Raw genomic sequence first — 21,611 nt, 5'->3', positions numbered from 1 at the left:
CAGCCGGGGGAGTCACGAGATGCGGCAGGCGATGACGTTGCAGGCGATGACGTCGCGGGGGATGATGCCACAGGGGATGCCGCAGGAGGGCTCATGCAGCAGAGAGTGTCGCTGATCACGCTGGGCGTGCGCGACCTGGCTCGGTCGCTGGAATTCTACGAGGGACTCGGGTGGAGACGCCACGCGGATTCCGTCGAGGGTGAGGTGGCGTTCTTCGACACCGGGGGCATGGTGGTGGCGCTCTGGGCCCGCGCGTCGCTCGCCGAGGACTCCGCCGTGGACGACGCCGGGGGATGGGGCGGGATCACACTCGCCCACAACGTCCGGCGAGCCGACGAGGTCGATGCGATCCTGCACGCCGCCGTTGCCGCCGGTGCACGCCTCGGTCGTGGCGGTGCGCCGACGCCGTGGGGCGGGTACTCGGGTGTGTTCGTCGACCCCGACGGGCATCCGTGGGAGATCGCGGTCAATCCGGGATGGCCCCTCGACGAGAACGGGCGTCCGCGTCTAAGGTGACGGCGCGGCCGGGGTGCGCTGCGCCTCGGCTGAACGCACGGCTGACGAGCGCTGCGCCTCTGCTGCGCGCACGGCTGACGTGCGCTGCGGCTCGGCTGGACGCACGGCTGATGAGAGCTGCGCCTCGGCTGGCGTGCGCACGAACCGCGGGCATCGACCGCGCGCGTGCGTGCGCACGACCGGGACGTGCTCAGGGGCAGTGCAACAGCGGCTTCGGGCCGGTGCGGTCGACCGAGTGCTCCGTCATCGCGTGCCCGCAGAGCGGGCAGGGCCGACCGGTCCGAACCGGCTCGGGGGTCGTCTCGTACGGGCCGACCGATGCCGGGCCGGCCACCTTGATGAGGCGCGTGTTGAGGTACTGGTACCAGCCACCGGCTTCGCGCACGCGCTCGCGGAGCGGTGGGCGATCGGCATCCTTTCGTGTCATGATCTTTAGTGTACTAACGAATGGGAAGGTGTGGTGTGGACGATCCCCTGAAGCTCGAGAACCAGGTGTGCTTCGCGCTCGTGACGGCCGCGCGCAACGTGGTGTCGATCTATCGCCCCGTGCTCGAGCCGCTCGGGCTGACGCACCCGCAGTACCTGGTCATGCTCGCGCTGTGGCAGCGCGCCCCGCGATCGCTCGGCGACCTCGCTGCCGAACTCGCCATGGAGCCGGCCACGCTCTCGCCGCTCGTCAAGAGACTCGAGGCGCAGGGGCGCGTCGCGCGTACCCGGCGGGCCACCGACGAGCGCGTGCTCGACATCGACCTGACGGACGAGGGTCGGGCACTGCGCGAACGCGCGCTCGCGGTGCCCGCGCAGATCATGGCGCGCGTCGGCATCGACGAGCGTCAGCTCGTCGCCCTGCGCGATGATCTCGCGCCCTTCGCCGCCTCGCCGCGCGACTGAGAAAGACCCGGCGCGGGCATGCACATCCGTGCGCCGGGTGCGAACCCGGGGCCGATGTCGGAGGCCCGACCTAGACTTAACACGTGCCCATCGTTCCCGTTTCCTCTCCCTCGTCGTCAGCGAACTCCGGCACCAGCGGAAAGCTGAGCGTTCGGGGTGCCCGTGTCCACAACCTGAAGAACGTCGACCTCGACATTCCGCGCGACTCGCTCGTCGTGTTCACGGGGCTGTCCGGTTCGGGAAAGTCGAGCCTCGCGTTCGACACGATCTTCGCCGAGGGCCAGCGACGGTACGTCGAGTCCCTGAGCGCCTACGCACGTCAGTTCCTCGGCCAGGTCGACCGGCCCGACGTCGACTTCATCGAGGGACTCAGCCCGGCGGTCTCGATCGACCAGAAGTCGACCAACCGCAATCCGCGATCCACGGTGGGCACGATCACCGAGATCCACGACTACATGCGTCTGCTGTGGGCGCGCATCGGCGTCCCCCACTGCCCCGACTGCGGCGCGCGCATCCAGCGTCAGACCGTGCAGCAGATCGCCGATCAGCTCATGGAGCTGCCCGAGCGCACGCGGTACCAGATCGTCGCCCCCGTGGTCACGCAGAAGAAGGGCGAGTTCGTCGACCTCTTCAAGGAGCTCAGTGCGAAGGGCTACGCCCGCGCCGTCGTCGACGGTGACCTCGTGCAGCTCGCCGAGCCGCCGACGCTGAAGAAGAGCTACAAGCATGACATCGCCGTCGTCGTCGACCGACTCGTGGCATCCGGAGACAACCTCAGCCGCGTCACCGACTCGGTCGAGACGGCCATGGGCCTGGCCGGTGGCATCATGCAGGTGAACTTCGTCGACGAAGAGGGCGACGACGCCTGGCAGTCGTTCTCCGAGAAGCTCGCGTGCCCCAACGGCCACCCGCTGCAGCTGACCGAGATCGAGCCGCGCACCTTCTCGTTCAACGCCCCGTTCGGCGCCTGCCCGGTGTGCTCCGGCCTCGGCACGCGCATGTCGGTCGACGTCGACCTCATGCTCGGCGACGAAGAGCTGTCGATCCGCGACGGGGCGATCCTCCCGTGGACCACGCAGGGCAAGGGGCTCTTCCAGTACTACGAGCGCCTGCTCGAGGGGCTCGCCCGCGACCTCGACTTCTCGCTCGACACCCCGTGGCGCAAGCTCTCGCACGACGTGCAGCAGGCGGTGCTGCGCGGCGAGAACTACAAGGTCACGGTCAAGTGGAAGAACCGTTACGGCCGTGAGATGCGGTACGCGTCGGGCTTCGAGGGCGTCGTGCCCTACATCGAGCGGCAGTACCTGCAGGCCGAATCCGACACGCAGCGTCAGCGGTGGTCGGAGTACCTGCGCGAGGTCCCCTGCGCCGTCTGCGACGGCGATCGCCTCAAGCCCGAGGTGCTGGCGGTGCTCGTCGACGACACGTCGATCGCCGCGGCCTCGCGCATGAGCCTCGCCGACGCCCGGGAGTTCTTCTCGAAGCTGAAGCTCACGGCCCGTGAGGCCACCATCGCCGCCGCCGTGCTGCGCGAGATCCGCGCCCGCCTCGACTTCCTGCTGCAGGTCGGCCTCAACTACCTCAGCCTCGGCCGGGCGGCCGGAACGCTGTCGGGCGGCGAGGCGCAGCGCATTCGACTGGCCACGCAGATCGGCTCCGGCCTCACCGGCGTGCTCTACGTGCTCGACGAGCCCTCGATCGGTCTGCACCAGCGCGACAACCGCCGCCTGATCCAGACGCTCGAGACGCTGCGCGACCTCGGCAACACCCTCATCGTCGTCGAGCACGACGAAGAGACCATCCACGCGGCCGACTGGGTCGTCGACATCGGTCCCCGGGCCGGCGTCGACGGCGGCAATGTCGTGCACTCCGGCCCCCTCGCCGGGCTCCTGACCGACGAGAACTCCCTCACCGGCGCGTACCTCTCGGGACGCCGCGCGATCGAGGCGCCCAAGAAGCGCCGCAAGATCGACAAGAAGCGTCAGGTGACGGTCGTCGGTGCACGCGAGAACAACCTGCAGAACGTCACGGTCGACTTCCCGCTCGGGGTGCTGACGGCCGTCACCGGCGTCAGCGGCTCCGGCAAGTCGACGCTGGTCAACGGCATCCTGTACGAAGTGCTCGCCTCGAAGCTCAACGGTGCCCGCCGCGTTCCCGGCAAGCACACGCGCGTCACCGGGCTCGACAACCTCGACAAGGTCGTGCACGTCGATCAGGCGCCCATCGGCCGCACCCCGCGCTCGAACCCGGCGACCTACACCGGCGTGTTCGACCGCGTGCGCAGCCTGTTCAGCGAGACGCCCGAGGCGAAGGTGCGCGGCTACCAGGCCGGGCGCTTCAGCTTCAACGTCAAGGGCGGACGCTGCGAGGCCTGCTCGGGCGACGGCACGCTGAAGATCGAGATGAACTTCCTGCCCGACGTGTACGTCGACTGCGAGGTCTGCCACGGCAAGCGGTACAACCGCGACACCCTGTCGGTGCACTACAAGGGCAAGAACATCGCCGAGGTGCTCGAGATGCCGATCGCCGAGGCCGCCGAGTTCTTCGAGCCCATCCAGGCCATCCACCGCTACCTCAAGACGCTCGTCGACGTGGGCCTCGGCTACGTGCGCCTCGGGCAGTCGGCCACGACCCTGTCGGGTGGAGAGGCGCAGCGCGTGAAGCTCGCCACCGAGCTGCAGCGCCGGAGCAACGGTCGGTCGATCTACGTGCTCGACGAGCCCACCACGGGCCTGCACTTCGAAGACGTCTCGCTGCTGCTCAAGGTGCTCAACGGCCTCGTCGACAAGGGCAACACCGTGATCGTCATCGAGCACAACCTCGACGTGATCAAGAGCTCCGACTGGGTCATCGACCTCGGCCCCGAGGGCGGCTCCGGCGGCGGCATGGTCGTCGCGACCGGAACCCCCGAGCAGGTGTCGAAGGTCGAGGCGAGCCACACGGGTGCGTTCCTGGCCGAGCTGCTGGAGTCCGGACGCACGGGGACGCAGCGCAACGCCGCCGCGCGCGACGCCGCACGCGCCGAGCCGGAGCTCGTGAGCGCGGCGGGCTGAGCCGTGGCATCCCGAGAACGGATGTCGCATCTGCCCTATCGTCCGAAAGCCGGCGAGATCCCCACCAACCCGGGGGTCTACCGGTTCCGCGATGCCGAGGGCCGTGTGCTGTACGTCGGCAAGGCCAAGAACCTGCGCGCCCGGTTGTCGAATTACTTCGCGCCTCTGCACTCGCTGCACGAACGCACCCGTCGCATGGTCACGACCGCAGCGAGCGTGGAGTGGACGGTCGTGCCCAGCGACATCGACTCGCTGCAGCTCGAGTTCATGTGGATCAAGGAGTTCGATCCGCCCTTCAACGTGCGCTACCGCGACGACAAGTCGTACCCCTTCATGGCGATCACCCTCGCCGACGAGGCGCCGCGCGTGATCGTGACCCGCAACCCAAAGATCCGCGGGGCGAAGTACTTCGGGCCGTACCCCAAGGTGTGGGCGGTGCACGACACGATCGACCTGATGATCAAGGTCTTCCCGATCCGCACCTGCAGCGATTCGTCGTACAAGAAGGCCATGGCCTCGGGGCGGCCGTGCTTCCCCGGGCAGATCGGCCGCTGCGGCGGACCCTGCTCGATGAAGGTCACCATCGCCGAGCACCGCGCGATGGTCGACGATTTCGTCGCCTTCATGTCGGGCGGCGACCAGCGTTTCGCGCGCGAGCTCACCGCCCGCATGAAAGAGGCGTCGGCGGCGATGGACTACGAGGCCGCCGCCCTCTACCGGGACCGCCTGCAGGCCATCGACGCCGTGCTGGGCAAGAGCGCCCTGGTGCTGGCGCCCGACACCGATGCCGATCTCTTCGGCATCGCCGAAGACGAACTCGCCGCCACCGTGCAGCACTTCGTCGTGCGGGGCGGGCGCGTGCGCGGTGTGCGCGCCACGACGATCGAGAAAGAGATCGACATCTCGGGCGCCGACCTCGTCGACCAGGTGCTGCAGCGCACCTACGGCGATGCGGATGCCGCCGACATCCCGCGCCAGGTGATGGTTCCCGAGCTGCCCGACGACGCCCCGCAGCTCGAGGACTGGCTGCGCGAGCGACGCGGCCGCCCGGTGACGCTGCAGGTCGCCCAGCGCGGGCGCAAGGCCGACCTGCTCAAGACCGCCACCCTCAACGCGCAGCAGGCGCTGATGCTGCACAAGACGCGGCGCACGAGTGACTACGTCGCCCGGTCGCAGGCTCTCACCGACCTGCAGGAGGCGCTCGGCATGACCGAGGCGCCGTTGCGCATCGAGTGCTTCGACATCTCGCACCTGTCGGGGACCAACGTCGTGGCCTCGATGGTGGTCTTCGAAGACGGGCTTCCCCGCAAAGACCAGTACCGCTCGTTCGGGGTCGCCGAGACGACCGACGACACCGACTCGATGTACCAGGTGCTCACGCGACGCGTGGCGTACCTGGACCGACCCGACGAGATCGAGCCCGAGACGATCGACGGCGCGATCGTGACGTCGCCCGACTCCGAAGAGGCCACGGCCGACGGCGATGTCGTGACGGCGCGGAAGCGCCCCCGCTTCGCGTATCGCCCGCAGCTCCTCGTCGTCGACGGCGGCCAGCCCCAGGTCGCGGCCGCGGCACGCGCGCTGGCCGACGCGGGGCACGAGGAGATCGCGCTCTGCGGGATCGCCAAACGTCTCGAGGAGGTGTGGCTGCCGGGGGAGGAGTACCCGGTGATCCTGCCGCGCACCTCCGAGGCCCTGTACCTGCTCCAGCGCCTGCGCGACGAGGCCCACCGGTTCGCGATCGTGCATCAACGCAAGCGCCGCAAGCGCGACATCACGAGCGTGCTCACCGAGGTGCCGGGACTCGGCGACACCCGCATCAAAGCGCTGCTGCGCCACTTCGGGTCGGTCTCGGCGTTGAAGAACGCCACCCCCGACGAGATCACGGAGCTGCCGGGTATCGGGCCGACACTGGCCGAGGCCATCCACACGCACCTGTCTCGGTAGGCTGGACACGACAACGGGAGGCGATCGCCCATGGAACCGGCACGCGACGAGCCAGGCGAGGTGCTGATCGTCACGGGAATGTCCGGCGCGGGGCGGTCGACCGTGGCCAATGCCCTCGAAGACCTCGACTGGTACGTCGTCGACAACCTCCCGCCGCAGATGCTGCGTCCACTGCTCGAGCTCACCGAGCTCGCCGGTGGGGCGGTCCCGCGCGTCGCGGTGGTCGTCGACGTCCGCGGTCGCAGCCTGTTCAGCGATCTGCCCGAGGCCATGCGCAGTCTGCAGGCGGGCCGCCAGGTGCGCGTGGTGTTCCTCAACGCCAGCGACGCGGTGCTGGTTCGGCGGTTCGAAGCCGTGCGGCGTCCCCACCCGCTGCAGGGCGAGGGCACCATCCTCGACGGCATACGCCGGGAGCGCGAACGTCTCGCACCCGTGCGGGAGGCCGCCGACGTCGTGATCGACACCTCGTCGCTGAACGTGCACCAGCTGTCGTTGCGCACGGTCGCCCTCTTCGGCGACGAGGGCGCTGCACGCCACACGGTCACGCTCATGAGCTTCGGGTTCAAGTACGGGCTGCCCCCCGACGTCGACCTCGTCGCCGACATGCGCTTCCTGCCGAACCCGTTCTGGAACGAAGACCTGCGCGCTCTCACGGGCGAAGACCCGCGCGTAAGGGAGTACGTGCTCGGGCAAGAGGGGGCGGCGGAGTTCCTCGGCGCGTACGCCGCGGCGTTGCACCCCGTGCTCGAGGGCTACCAGCGCGAGAACAAGCGGCACTCGGTGGTGGCGATCGGCTGCACGGGCGGCAAGCACCGGTCGGTCGTCATGGCCCGTGAACTCGCTGCACGTCTGTCCGATGTGCCCGGGGTGGCCGTGCGTGTGGCTCACCGCGACCTCGGTCGCGAGTAGGCTGTACCGTCGTCCCCGCTGCCCCCACCCGAGGAGAACCGTGCCCCTGACCGCCGACGTGAAGGCCGAGCTCATCACCGTCCGCGACCCGCGCCCGACCGCGCGGATCGCCGAGCTCACCGCCCTCCTGCGCTTCTCCGGTGGTCTGCACTCCATCGCCAACCGCGTCGCCGTCGAGGCCGAACTCGACTCCGACATCCTGGCCCGCCGGGTGGCCCGCGACCTCATGGAGCTGTACGGCGTGCGTCCCGAGCTGCACCACGTGCAGGGGTCGGGCGGACGCACCGGCGGCCACTACGCGGTGCGCGTCATCGAGGCGGGCGAGACACTCGCTCGTCAGACCGGCCTGCTCGACCAGCGCCGTCGCCCCGTGCGGGGCCTCCCCAACAAGCTCACGACGGGATCGCGTCCCGACCTCAGCGCCATCTGGCGCGGTGCGTTCCTGGCGAGCGGCACCCTGAGCGACCCCGGCCGCTCGGCGGCGCTCGAGATCTCGTGCCCGTCGTCGGAGGCCGCGATGGCCCTCGTCGGCGCGGGGCACCGCATCGGCATCCCCGCCAAGGCGCGAGAGGTGCGCGGTGTGCCGCGCGTCGTGGTGCGCGACGGAGAAGCCATTCGGGGTGCCCTGTACGAGATGGGCGCGCGCCGCACCGCGGGGGAGTGGGACCAGATGCGTCAGCGCCGCGAGGTGCGCGCGGGCGTGAACCGTCTCGTCAACTTCGACGACGCCAACCTGCGTCGCTCCGCCCAGGCGGCCGTCGCCGCGTGCGCGCGCGTCGAGCGCGCGCTCGAGATCCTCGGCGACGAGGTTCCCGACCACCTGCAGCAGGCCGGCGCTCTGCGCCTGGCCCACCGTGACGCGAGCCTCGACGAGCTGGGTCACCACGCCGACCCGCCCCTGACCAAAGACGCCGTGGCCGGTCGCATCCGCCGTCTGCTGGCGATGGCCGACAAGAAGGCCGAGGTCGAGGGCATCCCCGGCACCGAGGCCGCGGTTCCGGTCGGCGCCGAGGACTGATTCCCCGACTCCGGATGCCGCGCGGTCGACGCGCCGGCGGAGTGGTGGGGCCCGCGGAGCGTTCGTGCTCCTCCGATGCGGATCGCGTCGACGCGCACAGACCCCGCGTGTGCGCCGCCCCGTTCACGCCGTGCGGGTCCGGCATCCGGGGCCTTCTCGTCATGCTGAGCGACGCGCCCGGGCGATCTATCCTCCGTCATGCGGGGAAGCAACCCCGTGGCTCGTGCGTTACCCGTCACTAGGATGAAAACGTCACCCTCGCTGCTCGGTTCCTCGGCACGCCTTCCCGGTGAAGAGGCCTCGGCAGCGACCGATCGGAAGTAGAGAACATGGCGACCTACACGCTGCCCGAACTGCCCTACGACTACTCGGCGCTGGAGCCGCACATCAGTGCGACCATCATGGAGCTGCACCACAGCAAGCACCACCAGACCTATGTCAACGGCGCGAACACCACCCTCGAACTCCTCGCCGACGCGCGCGAGAAGGGCGATTTCGCCAACATCAACCGCCTGCAGAAGGACCTCGCGTTCAACCTCGGCGGTCACACCAACCACTCGATCTTCTGGACGAACCTCTCGCCCCACGGCGGAGACAAGCCCACCGGTGATCTCGAGTCGGCCATCGACGACCAGTTCGGTTCGTTCGACGCGTTCCGCGCGCAGTTCACCGCCGCCGCTCTCGGCGTGCAGGGCTCGGGCTGGGCGGGTCTGTTCTGGGACTCGATCGGTCAGAACCTGCTGATCCAGCAGTTCTTCGACCAGCAGGGCCAGATCGTCGCCGGCACCGTTCCGCTGCTGCTGCTCGACGTGTGGGAGCACGCCTACTACCTCGACTACAAGAACGTCCGCGCCGACTACGTGAAGGCGTTCTGGAACATCGCGAACTGGGCCGACGCCCAGGACCGCTTCGCCGCGGCCCGAGAGAAGACCACGGGTCTGCTGGTACTGTCGTAAACGGTGCGGCGTCCCGGTGGGACACCTCACCGGGACGCCGTTGTCCGCCAGCGAACACCGCAATCACGCGCTTCTCGCGCACAACTGATTCAGGAGATATTCCGTGACCGTCAAGATCGGAATCAACGGCTTCGGCCGTATCGGACGCAACTACCTCCGCGCGGCTCTCGCGCAGGGTGCCGACCTCGAAATCGTGGCGGTGAACGACCTCACCGACAACAAGTCGCTGGCGCACCTCCTCAAGTACGACTCCGTCGGCGGCGTTCTCGCCGAGGACGTCTCGTACACCGCAGACTCCATCACCGTCGGCGACAAGACCATCAAGGTCTTCGAAGAGCGCGACCCGGCGAACCTCCCCTGGGGCGAGCTCGGCGTCGACATCGTCATCGAGTCGACCGGCCGCTTCACCAAGGCCGAAGACGCCAAGAAGCACATCACCGGCGGTGCCAAGAAGGTCCTCATCTCGGCTCCCGCCACGGGTGACGACGCGACCATCGTGATGGGCGTCAACGAAGAGACGTACAACCCCGAGACCGACGTCATCATCTCGAACGCGTCGTGCACCACGAACTGCCTCGCTCCTCTCGCCCAGGTCTTCAACGAGGCCTTCGGCATCGAGCGCGGCTTCATGATGACGGCTCACGCCTACACGGCCGACCAGAACCTGCAGGACGGCCCGCACAGCGACCTGCGTCGTGCCCGCGGTGCAGCGATCAACATCGTTCCCGCCTCGACCGGTGCCGCCAAGGCCATCGGCCTGGTGCTGCCCGAGCTCAACGGCAAGCTCAGCGGCTCGTCGTACCGCGTTCCGGTTCCCACCGGCTCGATCGTCGACCTCACGATCGTCACGCCCACCGAGGGTCTGACCGTCGACCAGGTCAACGAGGTCTACAAGAAGGCCGCTGCCGAGGGTCGCCTCAACGGCATCCTGCAGTACACCGAAGACCCGATCGTCTCGAGCGACATCCAGGGCAACCCGCACTCGTCGATCTTCGACGCCGAGCTGACCAACGTCAGCGGCAACCTCGTCAAGGTCTCGTCGTGGTACGACAACGAGTGGGGCTACTCGAACCGTCTCGTCGACCTCACCGAGTACGTCGCCGAGCGCCTGTAAACCTTCATGGCTCTGCGCACCCTCGATTCGCTGGGGTCGCTCGCCGGCACGCGCGTCATCGTCCGTTGTGATCTCAACGTTCCTCTCAAGGACGGGATCATCACGGACGATGGCCGCGTGCGGGCGTCGCTTCCGACTCTCAACGCACTGATCAACGCCGGCGCGCGTGTGGTCGTGTGCTCCCACCTGGGCCGCCCCGACGGCGCGCCCGATCCGAAGTACTCGCTCGAGCCGGTCGCGCAGCGGCTGTCCGAGCTGCTCGGCCAGCCGGTCGCGTTCGCGCGCGACACGGTCGGCGAGTCGGCTCAGGATGCCGTGGCCTCGCTCGAGAACGGCGAGGTCGCCGTCATCGAGAACCTCCGCTTCAACGCGGGCGAGACCTCGAAGGACGAAGCCGAGCGTCAGGCCTTCGCACGGGAGCTCGCCGGACTCGGCGACGCGCTCGTGTCGGACGGCTTCGGCGTCGTGCACCGCAAGCAGGCGAGCGTCTACGACCTCGCCCAGCTGGTGCCCTCGGCCGCGGGTCTGCTCATCCAGAAGGAGCTCGAGGTCCTCGACCGCCTGACCGAGAACCCGGAGCGTCCGTACACGGTCGTGCTCGGCGGATCGAAGGTCAGCGACAAGCTCGGCGTCATCGAGCACCTGCTGCCCCGCGTCGACAAGCTCCTCGTCGGTGGCGGCATGATGTTCACCTTCCTCGTCGCCGAAGGGCACAAGGTCGGCTCGAGCCTGCTCGAGAAGGACCAGATCGACACCGTGAAGGGCTACCTCGCCACGGCGAAGGAGCGCGGCGTCGAGATCGTCCTCCCCGTCGACGCGGTCGTCGCGGCCTCGTTCTCGGCGGACGCCGAGCACGTGATCGCCGACGCGGACGCGCTCGAGGACACCGACTTCGGCGCCTCGGGTCTCGGTCTCGACATCGGCCCGCGCACGGCGGAGATCTTCGCCGACGCGATCCGCGCCTCGCGCACCGTCTTCTGGAACGGCCCCATGGGCGTGTTCGAGATGGCGGCGTTCGAAGCCGGCACCAAGACGGTCGCTGCCGCCCTCACCGAGGTCGACGGCCTCAGCGTGGTCGGTGGCGGCGACTCGGCCGCGGCCGTGCGTCAACTCGGATTCTCGGATGACGAGTTCGGCCACATCTCCACGGGTGGTGGCGCGAGCCTGGAGTTCCTCGAAGGCAAGAAGCTCCCCGGACTGGAGGTCCTCGGATGGTCGTAATCGACACGGAATCGTCTGCTGCGCAGAACAGGCGAACCCCCCTCATCGCAGGCAACTGGAAGATGAACCTCGACCACCTGCAGGCGGTCGCGTTCGTCCAGAAGCTGCACTGGACGTTGAAGGACGCCCAGCACGACGACAGCAGCGTCGAGGTGGCGGTCTTCCCGCCGTTCACCGACCTGCGTACCGTTCAGACGCTGCTCGACGCCGACAAGATCCCGTTCGCCCTCGGCGGCCAGGATCTGTCGGCACACGACTCCGGTGCGTACACGGGTGAGATCTCGGGCCAGTTCCTGGCCAAGCTCAACGCGCGGTACGTCATCATCGGTCACTCCGAGCGTCGTCAGTTCCACGCCGAGACCGACGAGGTCGTCGCGGCCAAGACGCAGGCGGCTCTGCGCCACGGCGTCGTGCCGGTTATCTGCGTCGGTGAGACCTCGGAGGACCTCGAGAAGTTCGGCGCCAGCGCCGTGCCCGTGGGTCAGCTCGAGGTCGCGCTCGAGGGCGTGGCATCCGATGCCGACATCGTCGTGGCGTACGAGCCGGTCTGGGCCATCGGCTCCGGCCAGGCGGCGACGCCCGACCAGGCGCAGGAGGTCTGCGCGAAGCTCCGCGCCGTCGTCGCCGACAAGCTCGGCGCCGACGCCGCCGCACGCACCCGTGTGCTGTACGGCGGATCGGTGAAGTCGGGCAACATCGCCGGCTTCATGCGCGAGCCCGATGTGGACGGCGCCCTGGTGGGTGGCGCGAGCCTCGTCGTCGACGAGTTCGCCGCGATCATCCGCTTCCAGAAGCACGTCGGGGTCTGACCCCCGCACCGATGCCCGCGGCGCTTCGCCGCGGGCATCCGTGCGCCCGGCACGCCTCCCCGTATACTTGACGCTTGTGCGGTCGACTGGGCCGCTCGCGAAAGGCTTTCGACAGTGCAGATTCTCGAGTTCGTCCTGCAGGTGCTCCTGGGAGTCACCAGCCTCCTGCTGACCCTGCTCATCCTGCTCCACAAGGGGCGTGGTGGCGGTCTGTCCGACATGTTCGGCGGCGGCATGAGCTCCGCGCTCGGCTCGTCGGGCCTGGCGGAACGCAACCTCAACCGATTCACGATCGTGCTCGCGCTGGTGTGGTTCGTCACCATCGTCGGCCTCGGTCTGCTGACCAAGTTCGCGGAGATCTGACATGGCGACAGGCGGAAACGCGATCCGGGGTTCGCGCGTAGGCGCGGGCCCGATGGGCGAGCAGGACCACGGCTTCCACGCCGACCGCGTGGCCGTGTCGTACTGGGATGCCCTCGGCAACGAGACCGTGCGGTACTTCGCGGCGGGCATCGCCGATGCCGAGATCCCCGAGACCATCGACTCCCCGCACTCCGGCCTCCCCGCCGGTCGCGACAAGAGCAACCCGCCGGCCCTCGCGAAGGCCGAGCCCTACAAGACGCACCTCGCGTACGTGAAAGAGCGTCGCACCGAAGAAGAAGCGGCGTCGCTTCTCGACGACGCGCTGCAGCAGCTGCGCGATCGCCGCGGCCAGTAATCTCGAGGGGAAGGGTCGGATGCCGAGGCATCCGGCCCTTTCGCGTTCCTCCGGGCGTCGACGCGCAGCGACGAGGAAGCCGCCGGGCATCGGCATCGTCCGACGGCCGAGCAGCCGTGCAGCGCGAGGCCCGCTCTCCGGCTCTGTGCGTCGTCCGGCGGCGCCACGTGTGTCTCGCGGCCTCGAACGCCGGGGGCGGCCGCATGGAGCCGCACGGAGCGCGACAGCGAAGAGGGCCGGATGCCTGGCATCCGACCCTCTTCGCTGTCTCCCGCGTGTCTCAGTACTCGCGTTCGATGAGCTGCGGCGGCACCTGATCTGCGGCCGCCTCGTCGACGAAGAACGCGGTGCGGCGACGACCCTTCGCCCCGGCGGCGGGCACGCTCTGGTAACTGGCTCCCGCGAGGGCGAGTCCGAGGGCGGCTGCCTTGTCGGCGCCGGCGATCACCATCCAGACGCGCTTCGACGAGTTGATCACCGGGCGCGTCAGCGAGACGCGATCACTCGGCGGCTTCGGTGATTCGCGCACGGGAACCGTGGCGCGGTCGGTCACCGAGATCTCGGGACGATCAGGGAAGAGCGAGGCGATGTGCGCATCGGGACCGACACCCAGGAAGCAGATGTCGAACGACGGCCACGGCCCGGTCTCGCTGCGGTCCGACGGCGCGAACTGCGCGAGCTCGTCGGCGTAGGCGATCGCCGCGGCATCCAGATCGAGCCCCTCGTCGCTCGAGGCGACGGTGTGGATGTTCTCGGTCGGGATGTCGAGATGGTCGAGGAAGGCCTCGCGAGCCTGCTTCTCGTTGCGGTCGTCGGAATCACGGGGGACGAACCGCTCGTCGCCGAACCAGAAGTGCACGAGCGACCAGTCGACCCGCGCCGCACGCTCGTCGCGCGCCGCGGTCCGCAGGACCGCTCCGCCCATCGTGCCGCCGGTGAGGCAGATGTGCATGCGCTTGCCTTCGGCCACGCGCTTCACGATGCGGTTCATGAAGCGCGTCGCGACGTACTCGGCGAGCGTGTCGGTGTCGTGCTTGATGATGACGTTCTTGGTCGCTCCGGTGTCGGTCATGAGGCGTTCCGTTCGCTCGCGGCCAGCAGCATCTCCTGGCCCTCGGTGATGACGCGGCCGTAGAGCACATCGGGGTCGAGGCGGCGCAGCTCTTCGGCCAGGCACTCGCGGAGCGTGCGCCGGGGGAATGCCAGGTCGTGGGTCGGCTGACCCGGCTGCGTGAGCACCGCGACGCTCGCCTCGGGGCGCTCGAGCAGCGTGTCGCCGCTCGCGCGGGTGAGCCGCACCGATTTGATGCCGCTGGACCATTCGTCGGCGGGCAGGTACGCGTAGTCGACGGGGGCGTCGAGCTTCATGCCCAACCACGCTGCCAGCAGCGCCGTGGAGGGGGAGTCGGCGGCGCCGCGCACCTCGATCGCGGTGACGGGCTCGTACGGCGGCTGGTCGAGCACGGCCGCGAGCTGCTCGCGCCAGCGGGTGACGCGCGTCCACGCGAAGTCGGTGTCGCCGGGGGAGTAGTGCTCACCGAGGTGGGCCACCCACGCGGCGGGGTCGGACTGCGACGAGGCGTCGGTGATGCGGCGCTGCGCGATGCGCCCGATGGGGGAGTGCGCGGGGTCGGCGGGCGCCTCGGCCGGCCACCAGGCCACGACGGGGGCGTCAGGCAGCAGCAGGCCCGTGACCAGGCTCTCGGCGTTGGAGCCGGCGGCGCCGTGCGCGCGCAGCACGACGACCTCGCTCGCGCCGGCGTCGCCGCCCACGCGGATCTGGGCGTCGAGTCGCGGCTCTTCGTCCTCATCGCCGAACAGCACGGCGATGACCCGCATGGGGTGCTCTCGGGAGGCGTCGTTGGCGGCCTCGATGACCTTCTCTTCGGCCCCGTGGTGGGTCACGATGATGAGCGTGAGCACGCGGCCGAGGGCGACGGCGCCGCCCTCTTCGCGCACGCTGACGAGCTTCTTCGAGATCGCGCTGACGGTGGTGTCGGGCAGATCGATGATCACGGGCGTCTCCAGGTGCGGCCGTCACGGGCGAGGAGTTCGTCGGCGGATGCCGGTCCCCACGACCCGGGCGAATACTGTTCGAGCGGACCGCTCTGGGCGGCCCAGAACTCCTCGATCGGGTCGAGGATCTTCCAGCTGAGCTCCACCTCTTCGTGACGCGGGAACAGCGGCGGGTCGCCGAGCAGCACGTCGAGGATGAGGCGTTCGTACGCCTCGGGGCTGGCTTCGGTGAACGCGTGGCCGTAGCCGAAGTCCATGGTGACGTCACGCACCTGCGTGCCGTCGCCGGGGACCTTGGAGCCGAAGCGGATCGTGACGCCCTCGTCGGGCTGCACGCGGATGACCAGCGCGTTCTGACCGAGCTCCTGCGTCTGGCTGCGCGAGAAGAGCTGCTGCGGGGCGCGCTTGAACACGACGGCCACCTCGGTGACGCGACGGCCCAGCCGCTTTCCGCTGCGCACGTAGAACGGCACGCCCGACCAGCGGCGGGTGTTGATCTCGAGCTTGATGGCCGCGTAGGTCTCGGTGACGGACTCGGGGGCCATGCCGTCTTCTTCGAGGAAGCCGAGGACCTCCTCGCCGCCCTGCCATCCGCCGGCGTACTGGCCGCGGGCCGTCGCCTCGGCGAGGTTCTCGGGCAGGTGCACCGCCGCGAGGACCTTCTCTTTCTCGGCGCGCAGATCGGAGGCGTTGAAGCTGATGGGTTCTTCCATCGCGGTGAGCGCGAGCAGCTGCAACAGATGGTTCTGGATGACGTCGCGCGCGGCGCCGATCCCGTCGTAGTAGCCGGCACGGCCGCCCACTCCGATGTCCTCGGCCATCGTGATCTGCACGTGGTCGACGTAGTTGCGGTTCCAGAGGGGCTCGTACAGCTCGTTGGCGAAGCGCAGCGCCAGGATGTTCTGCACCGTCTCTTTGCCGAGGTAGTGGTCGATGCGGAAGATCGAGTCGGCGGGGAAGGCGCTCTCGACGACCTCGTTCAACTCTCGCGCCGAGGCGAGGTCGTGGCCGAAGGGCTTCTCGATGACGACGCGGCGCCACCCGGTGGTGTCGTCGGCGGATTCTCCGACCAGCCCCGACGCCTTGAGCTGCGTCGTCACCAGGGGGAACGCCTTGGGGGGGATCGACAGGTAATACGCGTGGTTGCCCATGGTGCCGCGCTCGGTGTCGAGCTTGTCGACCGTGCTCTTCAGCCGCTGGAACGCCTCGGGGTCGTCGAACTCGCCCTGGACGAAACGGATGCCCTCGAGCAGTTCCTTCCACGTCTCTTCGCGGAACTCGGTGCGCGCGTACTTCTTGACGGACTCGTAGACGACCTCGGCGAAGTCCTGGTCTTCCCAGTCGCGTCGCGCGAAGCCGACCAGCGCGAAGCCGGGGGGCAGCAGCCCCCGGTTCGCCAGGTCGTAGACCGCGGGCATGAGCTTCTTGCGCGAGAGGTCGCCGGTGACGCCGAAGATGACGAGGGCGCTGGGCCCCGCGATCCGGCTCAGTCGGCGGTCCTCGGGGTCCCGGAGGGGGTTGTGACCCGGTGTGATCTCTACGACCATGCTTATTGTGCCGCCTCGAAGAGTGAGAGCACCTCGACCTGCGGGTCGGTCAGCGTCAGCGTGACGACGGGACGGCCGTGGCCCTCCGCCAACACGCTCGCGTCTCCCGCGGCCTGTGCCTGGATGAGTTGTCCGAAGGTGAACGGCCGACCGGGGATCTCGAGATCGAGGTCGGTGCGTTCGAGGATCTGCAGGAAGACGCCGTTGGCGGGTCCGCCCTTGTGGTACTGACCGGTCGAGTGCAGGAAACGCGGACCCCAGCCGAACGTCGTGGGGCGACCGGAGTCGGCCGCGACGAGCTCGCGGAGCCCGGCCAGCTGCGACAGGTCGAGACGGTTCACGTACGCCTGGATGCTGACGTAGCCGTCGGCGGGAACCGTCTGCCACAGCGCCGCCAGCACGCCGGCGACCGTGCCGCTGGAGGCCAGGGCGGGGTCGGAGACGCGCACCTCGACGCCGTCGACGACGAAGGCCGGCGCGGTCGGTTCGGGGCGGGCGTCGAGCAGGCCACGGGTGGCGACCTTCGCCGACTCGACGTCGGGCTGGTCGAAGGGGTCGATGCCGATCATGCGTCCGGCGATCGCGGTGGCGTACTCCCACACGACGAACTGCGCCCCGAGCGAGCCGCTGACGAGCACCTCGCCGGTGTGCCGCTCGAAGAGGTGGAAGGCGTGGGCGTCGTCGACGAAGCGCACGACCTGGAGGTCGGCAGTCTTCGCCTCGAGCTCGGGCGAGACGGGCAGCAGCACGACGGGAAGGATGCCGGTTCCCTGCTTGCCGGTCGACTCGGCGACGAGCTGCTCGATCCAGTCGGGCAGGCCGATGAGGTGGCTGCCGTCGGTGACGAGCCCGAGCTTGTCGCGCCGCGCGACGCCGCCTCCGGCGATCGCCGCGGCGAGCACGAGGGCGGGGTTGTCGGGCGAGTCGATCGCGACCTCGAGCAGGGTGGCATCCGCCTCGTCGAGGAGGTCGCCGATGTCGACGCCGGCCAGTCCCGCGGGCACGAGGCCGAAGGCGGTGAGGGCGGAGTACCGGCCGCCGACGGTGGGGTCGGCCGTGAAGACGCGGTGGCCGTCGGCGCGGGCCGATTCCTCGAGCGGGGAGCCCGGGTCGGTGACGACGACGATGCGTCCGGCGGGGTCGATGCCCAGATCGCGGAAAGCGGCCTCGAACGCGCGCTTGGCCGAGTCGGTCTCGATGGTGGAGCCGGACTTGCTCGAGACGACGAGCACCGTCTGGGCGAGCCCGCCGGACTCGGCATCGCCGTCGATGGCGGCGAGCACCTGTCCGGGCGAGGTCGAATCGAGGATGACCAGCGGAACGCCGGCCGACTGCGCGATGACCTCGGGGGCGAGCGAGGATCCGCCCATGCCCGCGAGCACGACGCGGGTCACGCCCTGCGCGACGAGTTCGTCGCGCAGGGCGGTGACCTCGGCCACGAGCGGGCGCGAGACGGAGACCGCTCGCACCCACCCGAGGCGACGTGACGCCTCGTCTTCCGCGGCGGCGCCCCAGAGGCTGGCGTCGCCCGCGGTGATCCCCGACGCGATGAGTGAACCGGTCAGGCCCGGCAGCTCCGCGTCGACGACCGACTTGACGTGGCCCGTGACCTTGACCGCGAAGCTCACTGGGCTGCCTGGGCGCTTCCGGCGTCGAGAGCGGTCTTGACCGTGTCCTGCAGCTCGTGCCACGAGGCGATGAACTTCTCGACACCCTCGTCCTCGAGCGTCTGCGTCGCGTCGGTGACGTCGACGCCGGCCGCGGCGAGGCGGTCGAAGACGTCGTGCGCCTCGGCGTAGCCGCCGGTCACGGTGTCGCCGGTGATGACGCCGTGGTCGAAGGTCGCCTCGAGCGTCTTCTCGGGCATCGTGTTGACGGTGCCGGGGGCGACGAGCTCGGTGACGTAGAGCGTGTCGGGCAGGGCGGGGTCCTTGACGCCGGTCGACGCCCACAGCGGACGCTGCACCGTGGCGCCGGCCTCGAGCAGCTTCTTCGCGCGGTCCTCGCCGAACTTCTGCTCGAAGAGCTCGTAGGCCAGGCGAGCGTTGGCGATGCCGGCCTTGCCCTTGAGGGCTGCGGCCTCGTCGGTGCCGATCGCGGCCAGACGCTTGTCGATCTCGGTGTCGACGCGCGACACGAAGAACGAGGCCACGGACTGCAGGTTCGCGATGTCGTGACCGGCGGCCTGGGCCTTCTCGACACCCGCGAGGTACGCGTCGATGACCTCGGCGTAACGCTCGAGGCTGAAGATCAGCGTGACGTTGACCGAGATGCCCGCGCCGATGACCTCGGTGATGGCCGGGAGGCCGGCCTTGGTCGCGGGGATCTTGATGAGGACGTTCTTGCGGTCGACGCGGGCCGAGAGGTCCTTCGCCTGGGCGATGGTGCCCTCGGTGTCGTGCGCCAGATCGGGCGAGACCTCGATCGAGACGCGGCCGTCGACGCCGTTCGTGGCGTCGAAGACGGGGAGGAAGATGTCGCACGCGTCGCGCACGTCGTCGGTGGTGATCGAGAAGATCGCCTCGTCGACGCTGGCGTCGGCCGCGGCGAGCTCCTTCACCTGACCCTCGTAGGCCTCGCCCTTGGACAGGGCGCCGGCGAAGATCGTCGGGTTGGTGGTGACGCCGACGACGTTGCGCTGCTCGATGAGCTCGGCGAGGTTGCCGGACTGGATGCGCTGGCGCGAGAGGTCGTCGAGCCAGATGCTGACGCCGGCGGCCGAGAGGTTCTCAGTGGGAGTGCTCATGGTCGTTATCTCCTCGATTACTTCTTCGCCGCAGCGAGCGACTCGCGTGCGGCCTCGACGACGGCCTCAGCCGTGATGCCGAACTTCTGGAACAGGGTCTTGTAGTCGGCCGACGCACCGAAGTGGTCGATCGCGACCGAGCGGCCGGCGTCGCCGACGATGCCCTGCCAGCTGAGGGCGGATCCGGCCTCGACCGAGACGCGGGCCTTCACCGATGCGGGCAGCACCGACTCGCGGTACGCCTCGTCCTGCTCGGCGAACCACTCCAGCGAGGGAGCCGACACGACGCGGGCGTGGACGCCCTCGGCGGCCAGGGTCTCGCGCGCCTCGACGGCGAGCTGCACCTCGGAGCCCGTCGCGATGAGGATGACGTCGGGCTCGCCGTTCGCGGCCTCGGCCAGCACGTACGCGCCCTTGACGGCGCCGGCGGCCGAGGCGAACTCGTCACCGGATGCCGCACCCTCGCCGCGGGCGAAGACGGGGATGTTCTGGCGGGTCAGGGCGATACCGGCGGGTCCGGCCGTGCGGCGCAGCATCTCGAGCCACACGACGCTGGTCTCATTGGCATCCGCGGGACGCACGAGGGCGAAGTTCGGGATGGCGCGGAGGGTCGCGATCTGCTCGATCGGCTGGTGGGTCGGTCCGTCCTCGCCGAGCGCGACGGAGTCGTGCGTCCAGACGAAGATGGTCGGGATGTTCATCAGCGCGGCCAGGCGCACCGGGGGGCGCATGTAGTCGCTGAAGATCAGGAACGTGCCGCCGAAGGGGCGCGTGGGCCCGTGCAGCACGATGCCGTTGAGGATCGCGCCCATGGCGTGCTCGCGGATGCCGAAGTGCAGCACGCGGCCGTAGGGGTCGCCCGACCACTCGTGGGTCGACCACTCCGACGGGATGAACGACTTGGCGTTCTTGATCGTGGTGAGGTTCGACTCGGCGAGGTCGGCCGAACCGCCCCAGAGCTCGGGGAGCTCGGCGGCGAGGGCGTTGATGACCGTGCCGGAGGCGGCGCGGGTCGACACGTCCTTGCCGGCTTCGAAGGCCGGGAGCGCGTCGGCGATGTCGGCGGGGAGCTCGCGCGCCTGCAGACGGTCCCAGAGCTGCTTGCGCTCGGGGTGAGCCGCGGCCCACTCGTCGAACTTCTGCTGCCAGGCGGCCTTCTCGGCCTCGCCGCGCTCGACGAGCGCGCGGGTGTGCTCGAGCACGTCGTCGGCGACGGCGAAGTGCTGCTCGGGGTCGAAGCCGAGGACCTCTTTCGTGGCCTTCAGTTCGTCGGCGCCGAGGGCCGAACCGTGGATCTTGCCGGAGTTCTGCTTGCCGGGCGAGGGCCAGCCGATGATCGTCTTGAGCACGATGAGCGAAGGCTTGCTCGTCTCGCCCTGGGCGGCCTCGATCGCGGCGTGCAGCTCGGCGACGTCTTCGACGTACTGACCGGTCTTCTTCCAGTCGACCGTCTGGACGTGCCAGCCGTACGACTCGTAGCGCTTCTGGACGTCTTCGGTGAAGGCGACGTTGGTGTCGTCTTCGATCGAGATCTGGTTGGAGTCGTAGATCGCGATGAGGTTGCCGAGCTCCTGGTGGCCGGCGAGCGACGACGCCTCGCTGGTCACTCCCTCTTGCAGGTCGCCGTCACCGGCGATCACGTACACGAAGTGGTCGAACGGGCTCTCGCCGGCGGGCGACTCGGGGTCGAACAGGCCGCGCTCGTAGCGGGCGGCGTAGGCGAAGCCGACGGAGGAGGCCAGGCCCTGGCCGAGGGGGCCGGTCGTGATCTCGACGCCGTCGGTGTGGCCGTACTCGGGGTGACCGGGGGTCAGCGAACCCCAGGTGCGCAGCGCCTCGAGGTCCTTCTTCTCGAGACCGAAGCCACCGAGGTAGAGCTGCACGTACTGCGTGAGCGAGGAGTGACCGACCGACAGGATGAAGCGGTCGCGGCCCGGCCAATGGGTGTCGGCGGGGTCGTGGCGCATGACGCGCTGGTAGAGCAGGTACGCGGCGGGTGCGAGCGACATCGCGGTTCCGGGGTGGCCGTTGCCCACCTTCTCGACGGCATCCGCCGCGAGGATGCGGGCGGTGTCCACCGCGCGCCGATCGATGTCATCCCATTCGAAGTCCGACAACAGGGTCGCCTTTCTCGATACTGAGCGCCCGGT

19 protein-coding genes are annotated in these 21,611 nt (G+C 69.3%); 12 read left to right on the top strand and 7 right to left on the bottom strand.

What is annotated here, in order from left to right; all coding sequences use genetic code 11:
* The first annotated feature begins 93 nt into the window (after nt 1–93).
* The gene (locus ASG45_RS12200; RefSeq protein WP_055837764.1) at nt 94–516 is read left to right on the top strand and encodes a VOC family protein; all 423 of its coding nucleotides are present in this window, start codon (nt 94–96) and stop codon (nt 514–516) included.
* Between the two features lie 190 nt (nt 517–706).
* Here the strand turns inward: ASG45_RS12200 and ASG45_RS12195 are convergent, their stop codons facing one another.
* Entirely contained in the window at nt 707–943 is a 237-nt protein-coding gene (locus ASG45_RS12195; RefSeq protein WP_055837761.1) for a hypothetical protein, read from the bottom strand.
* A 35-nt stretch (nt 944–978) separates the two neighbouring features.
* Between ASG45_RS12195 and ASG45_RS12190 the strand changes: the two genes are divergently transcribed.
* The 11 genes from ASG45_RS12190 (at nt 979) to ASG45_RS12140 (ending at nt 13,152) form a co-directional block, all read left to right on the top strand.
* Nucleotides 979–1,407 (top strand): MarR family winged helix-turn-helix transcriptional regulator, encoded by a 429-nt coding sequence (locus ASG45_RS12190; RefSeq protein ID WP_055940067.1) that lies wholly within the window; start codon nt 979–981, stop codon nt 1,405–1,407.
* Between the two features lie 83 nt (nt 1,408–1,490).
* The gene (gene uvrA, locus ASG45_RS12185) at nt 1,491–4,460 is read left to right on the top strand and encodes an excinuclease ABC subunit UvrA (RefSeq protein WP_055837754.1); all 2,970 of its coding nucleotides are present in this window, start codon (nt 1,491–1,493) and stop codon (nt 4,458–4,460) included.
* 21 nt (nt 4,461–4,481) lie between these two features.
* The gene (gene uvrC / locus ASG45_RS12180; RefSeq protein WP_055837751.1) at nt 4,482–6,407 is read left to right on the top strand and encodes an excinuclease ABC subunit UvrC; all 1,926 of its coding nucleotides are present in this window, start codon (nt 4,482–4,484) and stop codon (nt 6,405–6,407) included.
* Nucleotides 6,408–6,437: 30 nt separating this feature from the next.
* Nucleotides 6,438–7,316, top strand: a complete 879-nt coding sequence (gene rapZ, locus ASG45_RS12175) for an RNase adapter RapZ (protein WP_055837748.1) — start codon at nt 6,438–6,440, stop codon at nt 7,314–7,316.
* A gap of 40 nt (nt 7,317–7,356) precedes the next feature.
* Nucleotides 7,357–8,334, top strand: coding sequence for a DNA-binding protein WhiA (gene whiA, locus ASG45_RS12170; RefSeq protein WP_055837743.1), 978 nt, complete (start codon nt 7,357–7,359; stop codon nt 8,332–8,334).
* A gap of 329 nt (nt 8,335–8,663) precedes the next feature.
* Complete coding sequence (locus ASG45_RS12165) at nt 8,664–9,290, top strand: superoxide dismutase (protein ID WP_055837740.1); 627 nt, start codon at nt 8,664–8,666, stop codon at nt 9,288–9,290.
* A gap of 103 nt (nt 9,291–9,393) precedes the next feature.
* Nucleotides 9,394–10,404, top strand: coding sequence for a type I glyceraldehyde-3-phosphate dehydrogenase (gene gap / locus ASG45_RS12160; RefSeq protein ID WP_055837737.1), 1,011 nt, complete (start codon nt 9,394–9,396; stop codon nt 10,402–10,404).
* A gap of 6 nt (nt 10,405–10,410) precedes the next feature.
* Complete coding sequence (locus tag ASG45_RS12155) at nt 10,411–11,625, top strand: phosphoglycerate kinase (RefSeq protein WP_055837734.1); 1,215 nt, start codon at nt 10,411–10,413, stop codon at nt 11,623–11,625.
* Nucleotides 11,616–12,434, top strand: a complete 819-nt coding sequence (gene tpiA, locus ASG45_RS12150; RefSeq protein WP_055837733.1) for a triose-phosphate isomerase — start codon at nt 11,616–11,618, stop codon at nt 12,432–12,434. The genes ASG45_RS12155 and tpiA overlap by 10 nt, the downstream gene beginning before the upstream one ends.
* A gap of 114 nt (nt 12,435–12,548) precedes the next feature.
* Nucleotides 12,549–12,797, top strand: a complete 249-nt coding sequence (secG, locus tag ASG45_RS12145) for a preprotein translocase subunit SecG (RefSeq protein WP_013586744.1) — start codon at nt 12,549–12,551, stop codon at nt 12,795–12,797.
* Between the two features lies 1 nt (nt 12,798).
* The gene (locus ASG45_RS12140; RefSeq protein WP_055837729.1) at nt 12,799–13,152 is read left to right on the top strand and encodes an RNA polymerase-binding protein RbpA; all 354 of its coding nucleotides are present in this window, start codon (nt 12,799–12,801) and stop codon (nt 13,150–13,152) included.
* A 280-nt stretch (nt 13,153–13,432) separates the two neighbouring features.
* Here the strand turns inward: ASG45_RS12140 and pgl are convergent, their stop codons facing one another.
* Genes pgl through tkt form a run of 6 tightly spaced genes read right to left on the bottom strand, consistent with a single transcriptional unit; the run spans nt 13,433 to nt 21,578 of the window.
* Nucleotides 13,433–14,224: a 6-phosphogluconolactonase gene (pgl, locus tag ASG45_RS12135; protein ID WP_055837726.1), complete on the bottom strand. Its 792-nt coding sequence runs from the start codon at nt 14,222–14,224 to the stop codon at nt 13,433–13,435.
* Complete coding sequence (locus ASG45_RS12130) at nt 14,221–15,168, bottom strand: glucose-6-phosphate dehydrogenase assembly protein OpcA (RefSeq protein WP_055837723.1); 948 nt, start codon at nt 15,166–15,168, stop codon at nt 14,221–14,223. Before ASG45_RS12130 ends, pgl begins: the two co-directional genes overlap by 4 nt.
* Nucleotides 15,165–16,715: a glucose-6-phosphate dehydrogenase gene (zwf, locus tag ASG45_RS12125; protein ID WP_055837719.1), complete on the bottom strand. Its 1,551-nt coding sequence runs from the start codon at nt 16,713–16,715 to the stop codon at nt 15,165–15,167. Before zwf ends, ASG45_RS12130 begins: the two co-directional genes overlap by 4 nt.
* Before the next feature lie 2 nt (nt 16,716–16,717).
* Nucleotides 16,718–18,343: a glucose-6-phosphate isomerase gene (locus tag ASG45_RS12120; RefSeq protein ID WP_055837717.1), complete on the bottom strand. Its 1,626-nt coding sequence runs from the start codon at nt 18,341–18,343 to the stop codon at nt 16,718–16,720.
* Nucleotides 18,340–19,461 carry a transaldolase gene (gene tal / locus ASG45_RS12115; RefSeq protein ID WP_055837714.1) on the bottom strand — a complete coding sequence of 374 codons (1,122 nt, stop codon included), beginning with the start codon at nt 19,459–19,461 and terminating at the stop codon, nt 18,340–18,342. Before tal ends, ASG45_RS12120 begins: the two co-directional genes overlap by 4 nt.
* Nucleotides 19,462–19,478: 17 nt before the next feature.
* Nucleotides 19,479–21,578: a transketolase gene (tkt, locus tag ASG45_RS12110; RefSeq protein WP_055837709.1), complete on the bottom strand. Its 2,100-nt coding sequence runs from the start codon at nt 21,576–21,578 to the stop codon at nt 19,479–19,481.
* Between the last annotated feature and the right edge of the window lie 33 nt (nt 21,579–21,611).

This window comes from Microbacterium sp. Leaf436, assembly GCF_001424715.1.
In the GTDB taxonomy this organism is placed as follows: domain Bacteria; phylum Actinomycetota; class Actinomycetes; order Actinomycetales; family Microbacteriaceae; genus Microbacterium.
This window is presented reverse-complemented; position numbering and strand designations above follow the sequence as displayed.

Excerpts from the sequence above, each read along its gene's own strand:
- zwf (WP_055837719.1), bottom strand. The coding sequence starts at position 16,715 with ATGGTCGTAGAGATCACACCGGGTCACAACCCCCTCCGGGACCCCGAG.
- ASG45_RS12140 (WP_055837729.1), top strand. The coding sequence starts at position 12,799 with ATGGCGACAGGCGGAAACGCGATCCGGGGTTCGCGCGTAGGCGCGGGC.
- tpiA (WP_055837733.1), top strand. The coding sequence starts at position 11,616 with ATGGTCGTAATCGACACGGAATCGTCTGCTGCGCAGAACAGGCGAACC.
- ASG45_RS12165 (WP_055837740.1), top strand. The coding sequence starts at position 8,664 with ATGGCGACCTACACGCTGCCCGAACTGCCCTACGACTACTCGGCGCTG.
- ASG45_RS12195 (WP_055837761.1), bottom strand. The coding sequence starts at position 943 with ATGACACGAAAGGATGCCGATCGCCCACCGCTCCGCGAGCGCGTGCGC.
- rapZ (WP_055837748.1), top strand. The coding sequence starts at position 6,438 with ATGGAACCGGCACGCGACGAGCCAGGCGAGGTGCTGATCGTCACGGGA.
- uvrC (WP_055837751.1), top strand. The coding sequence starts at position 4,482 with ATGTCGCATCTGCCCTATCGTCCGAAAGCCGGCGAGATCCCCACCAAC.
- tal (WP_055837714.1), bottom strand. The coding sequence starts at position 19,461 with ATGAGCACTCCCACTGAGAACCTCTCGGCCGCCGGCGTCAGCATCTGG.
- ASG45_RS12200 (WP_055837764.1), top strand. The coding sequence starts at position 94 with ATGCAGCAGAGAGTGTCGCTGATCACGCTGGGCGTGCGCGACCTGGCT.
- pgl (WP_055837726.1), bottom strand. The coding sequence starts at position 14,224 with ATGACCGACACCGGAGCGACCAAGAACGTCATCATCAAGCACGACACC.
- ASG45_RS12155 (WP_055837734.1), top strand. The coding sequence starts at position 10,411 with ATGGCTCTGCGCACCCTCGATTCGCTGGGGTCGCTCGCCGGCACGCGC.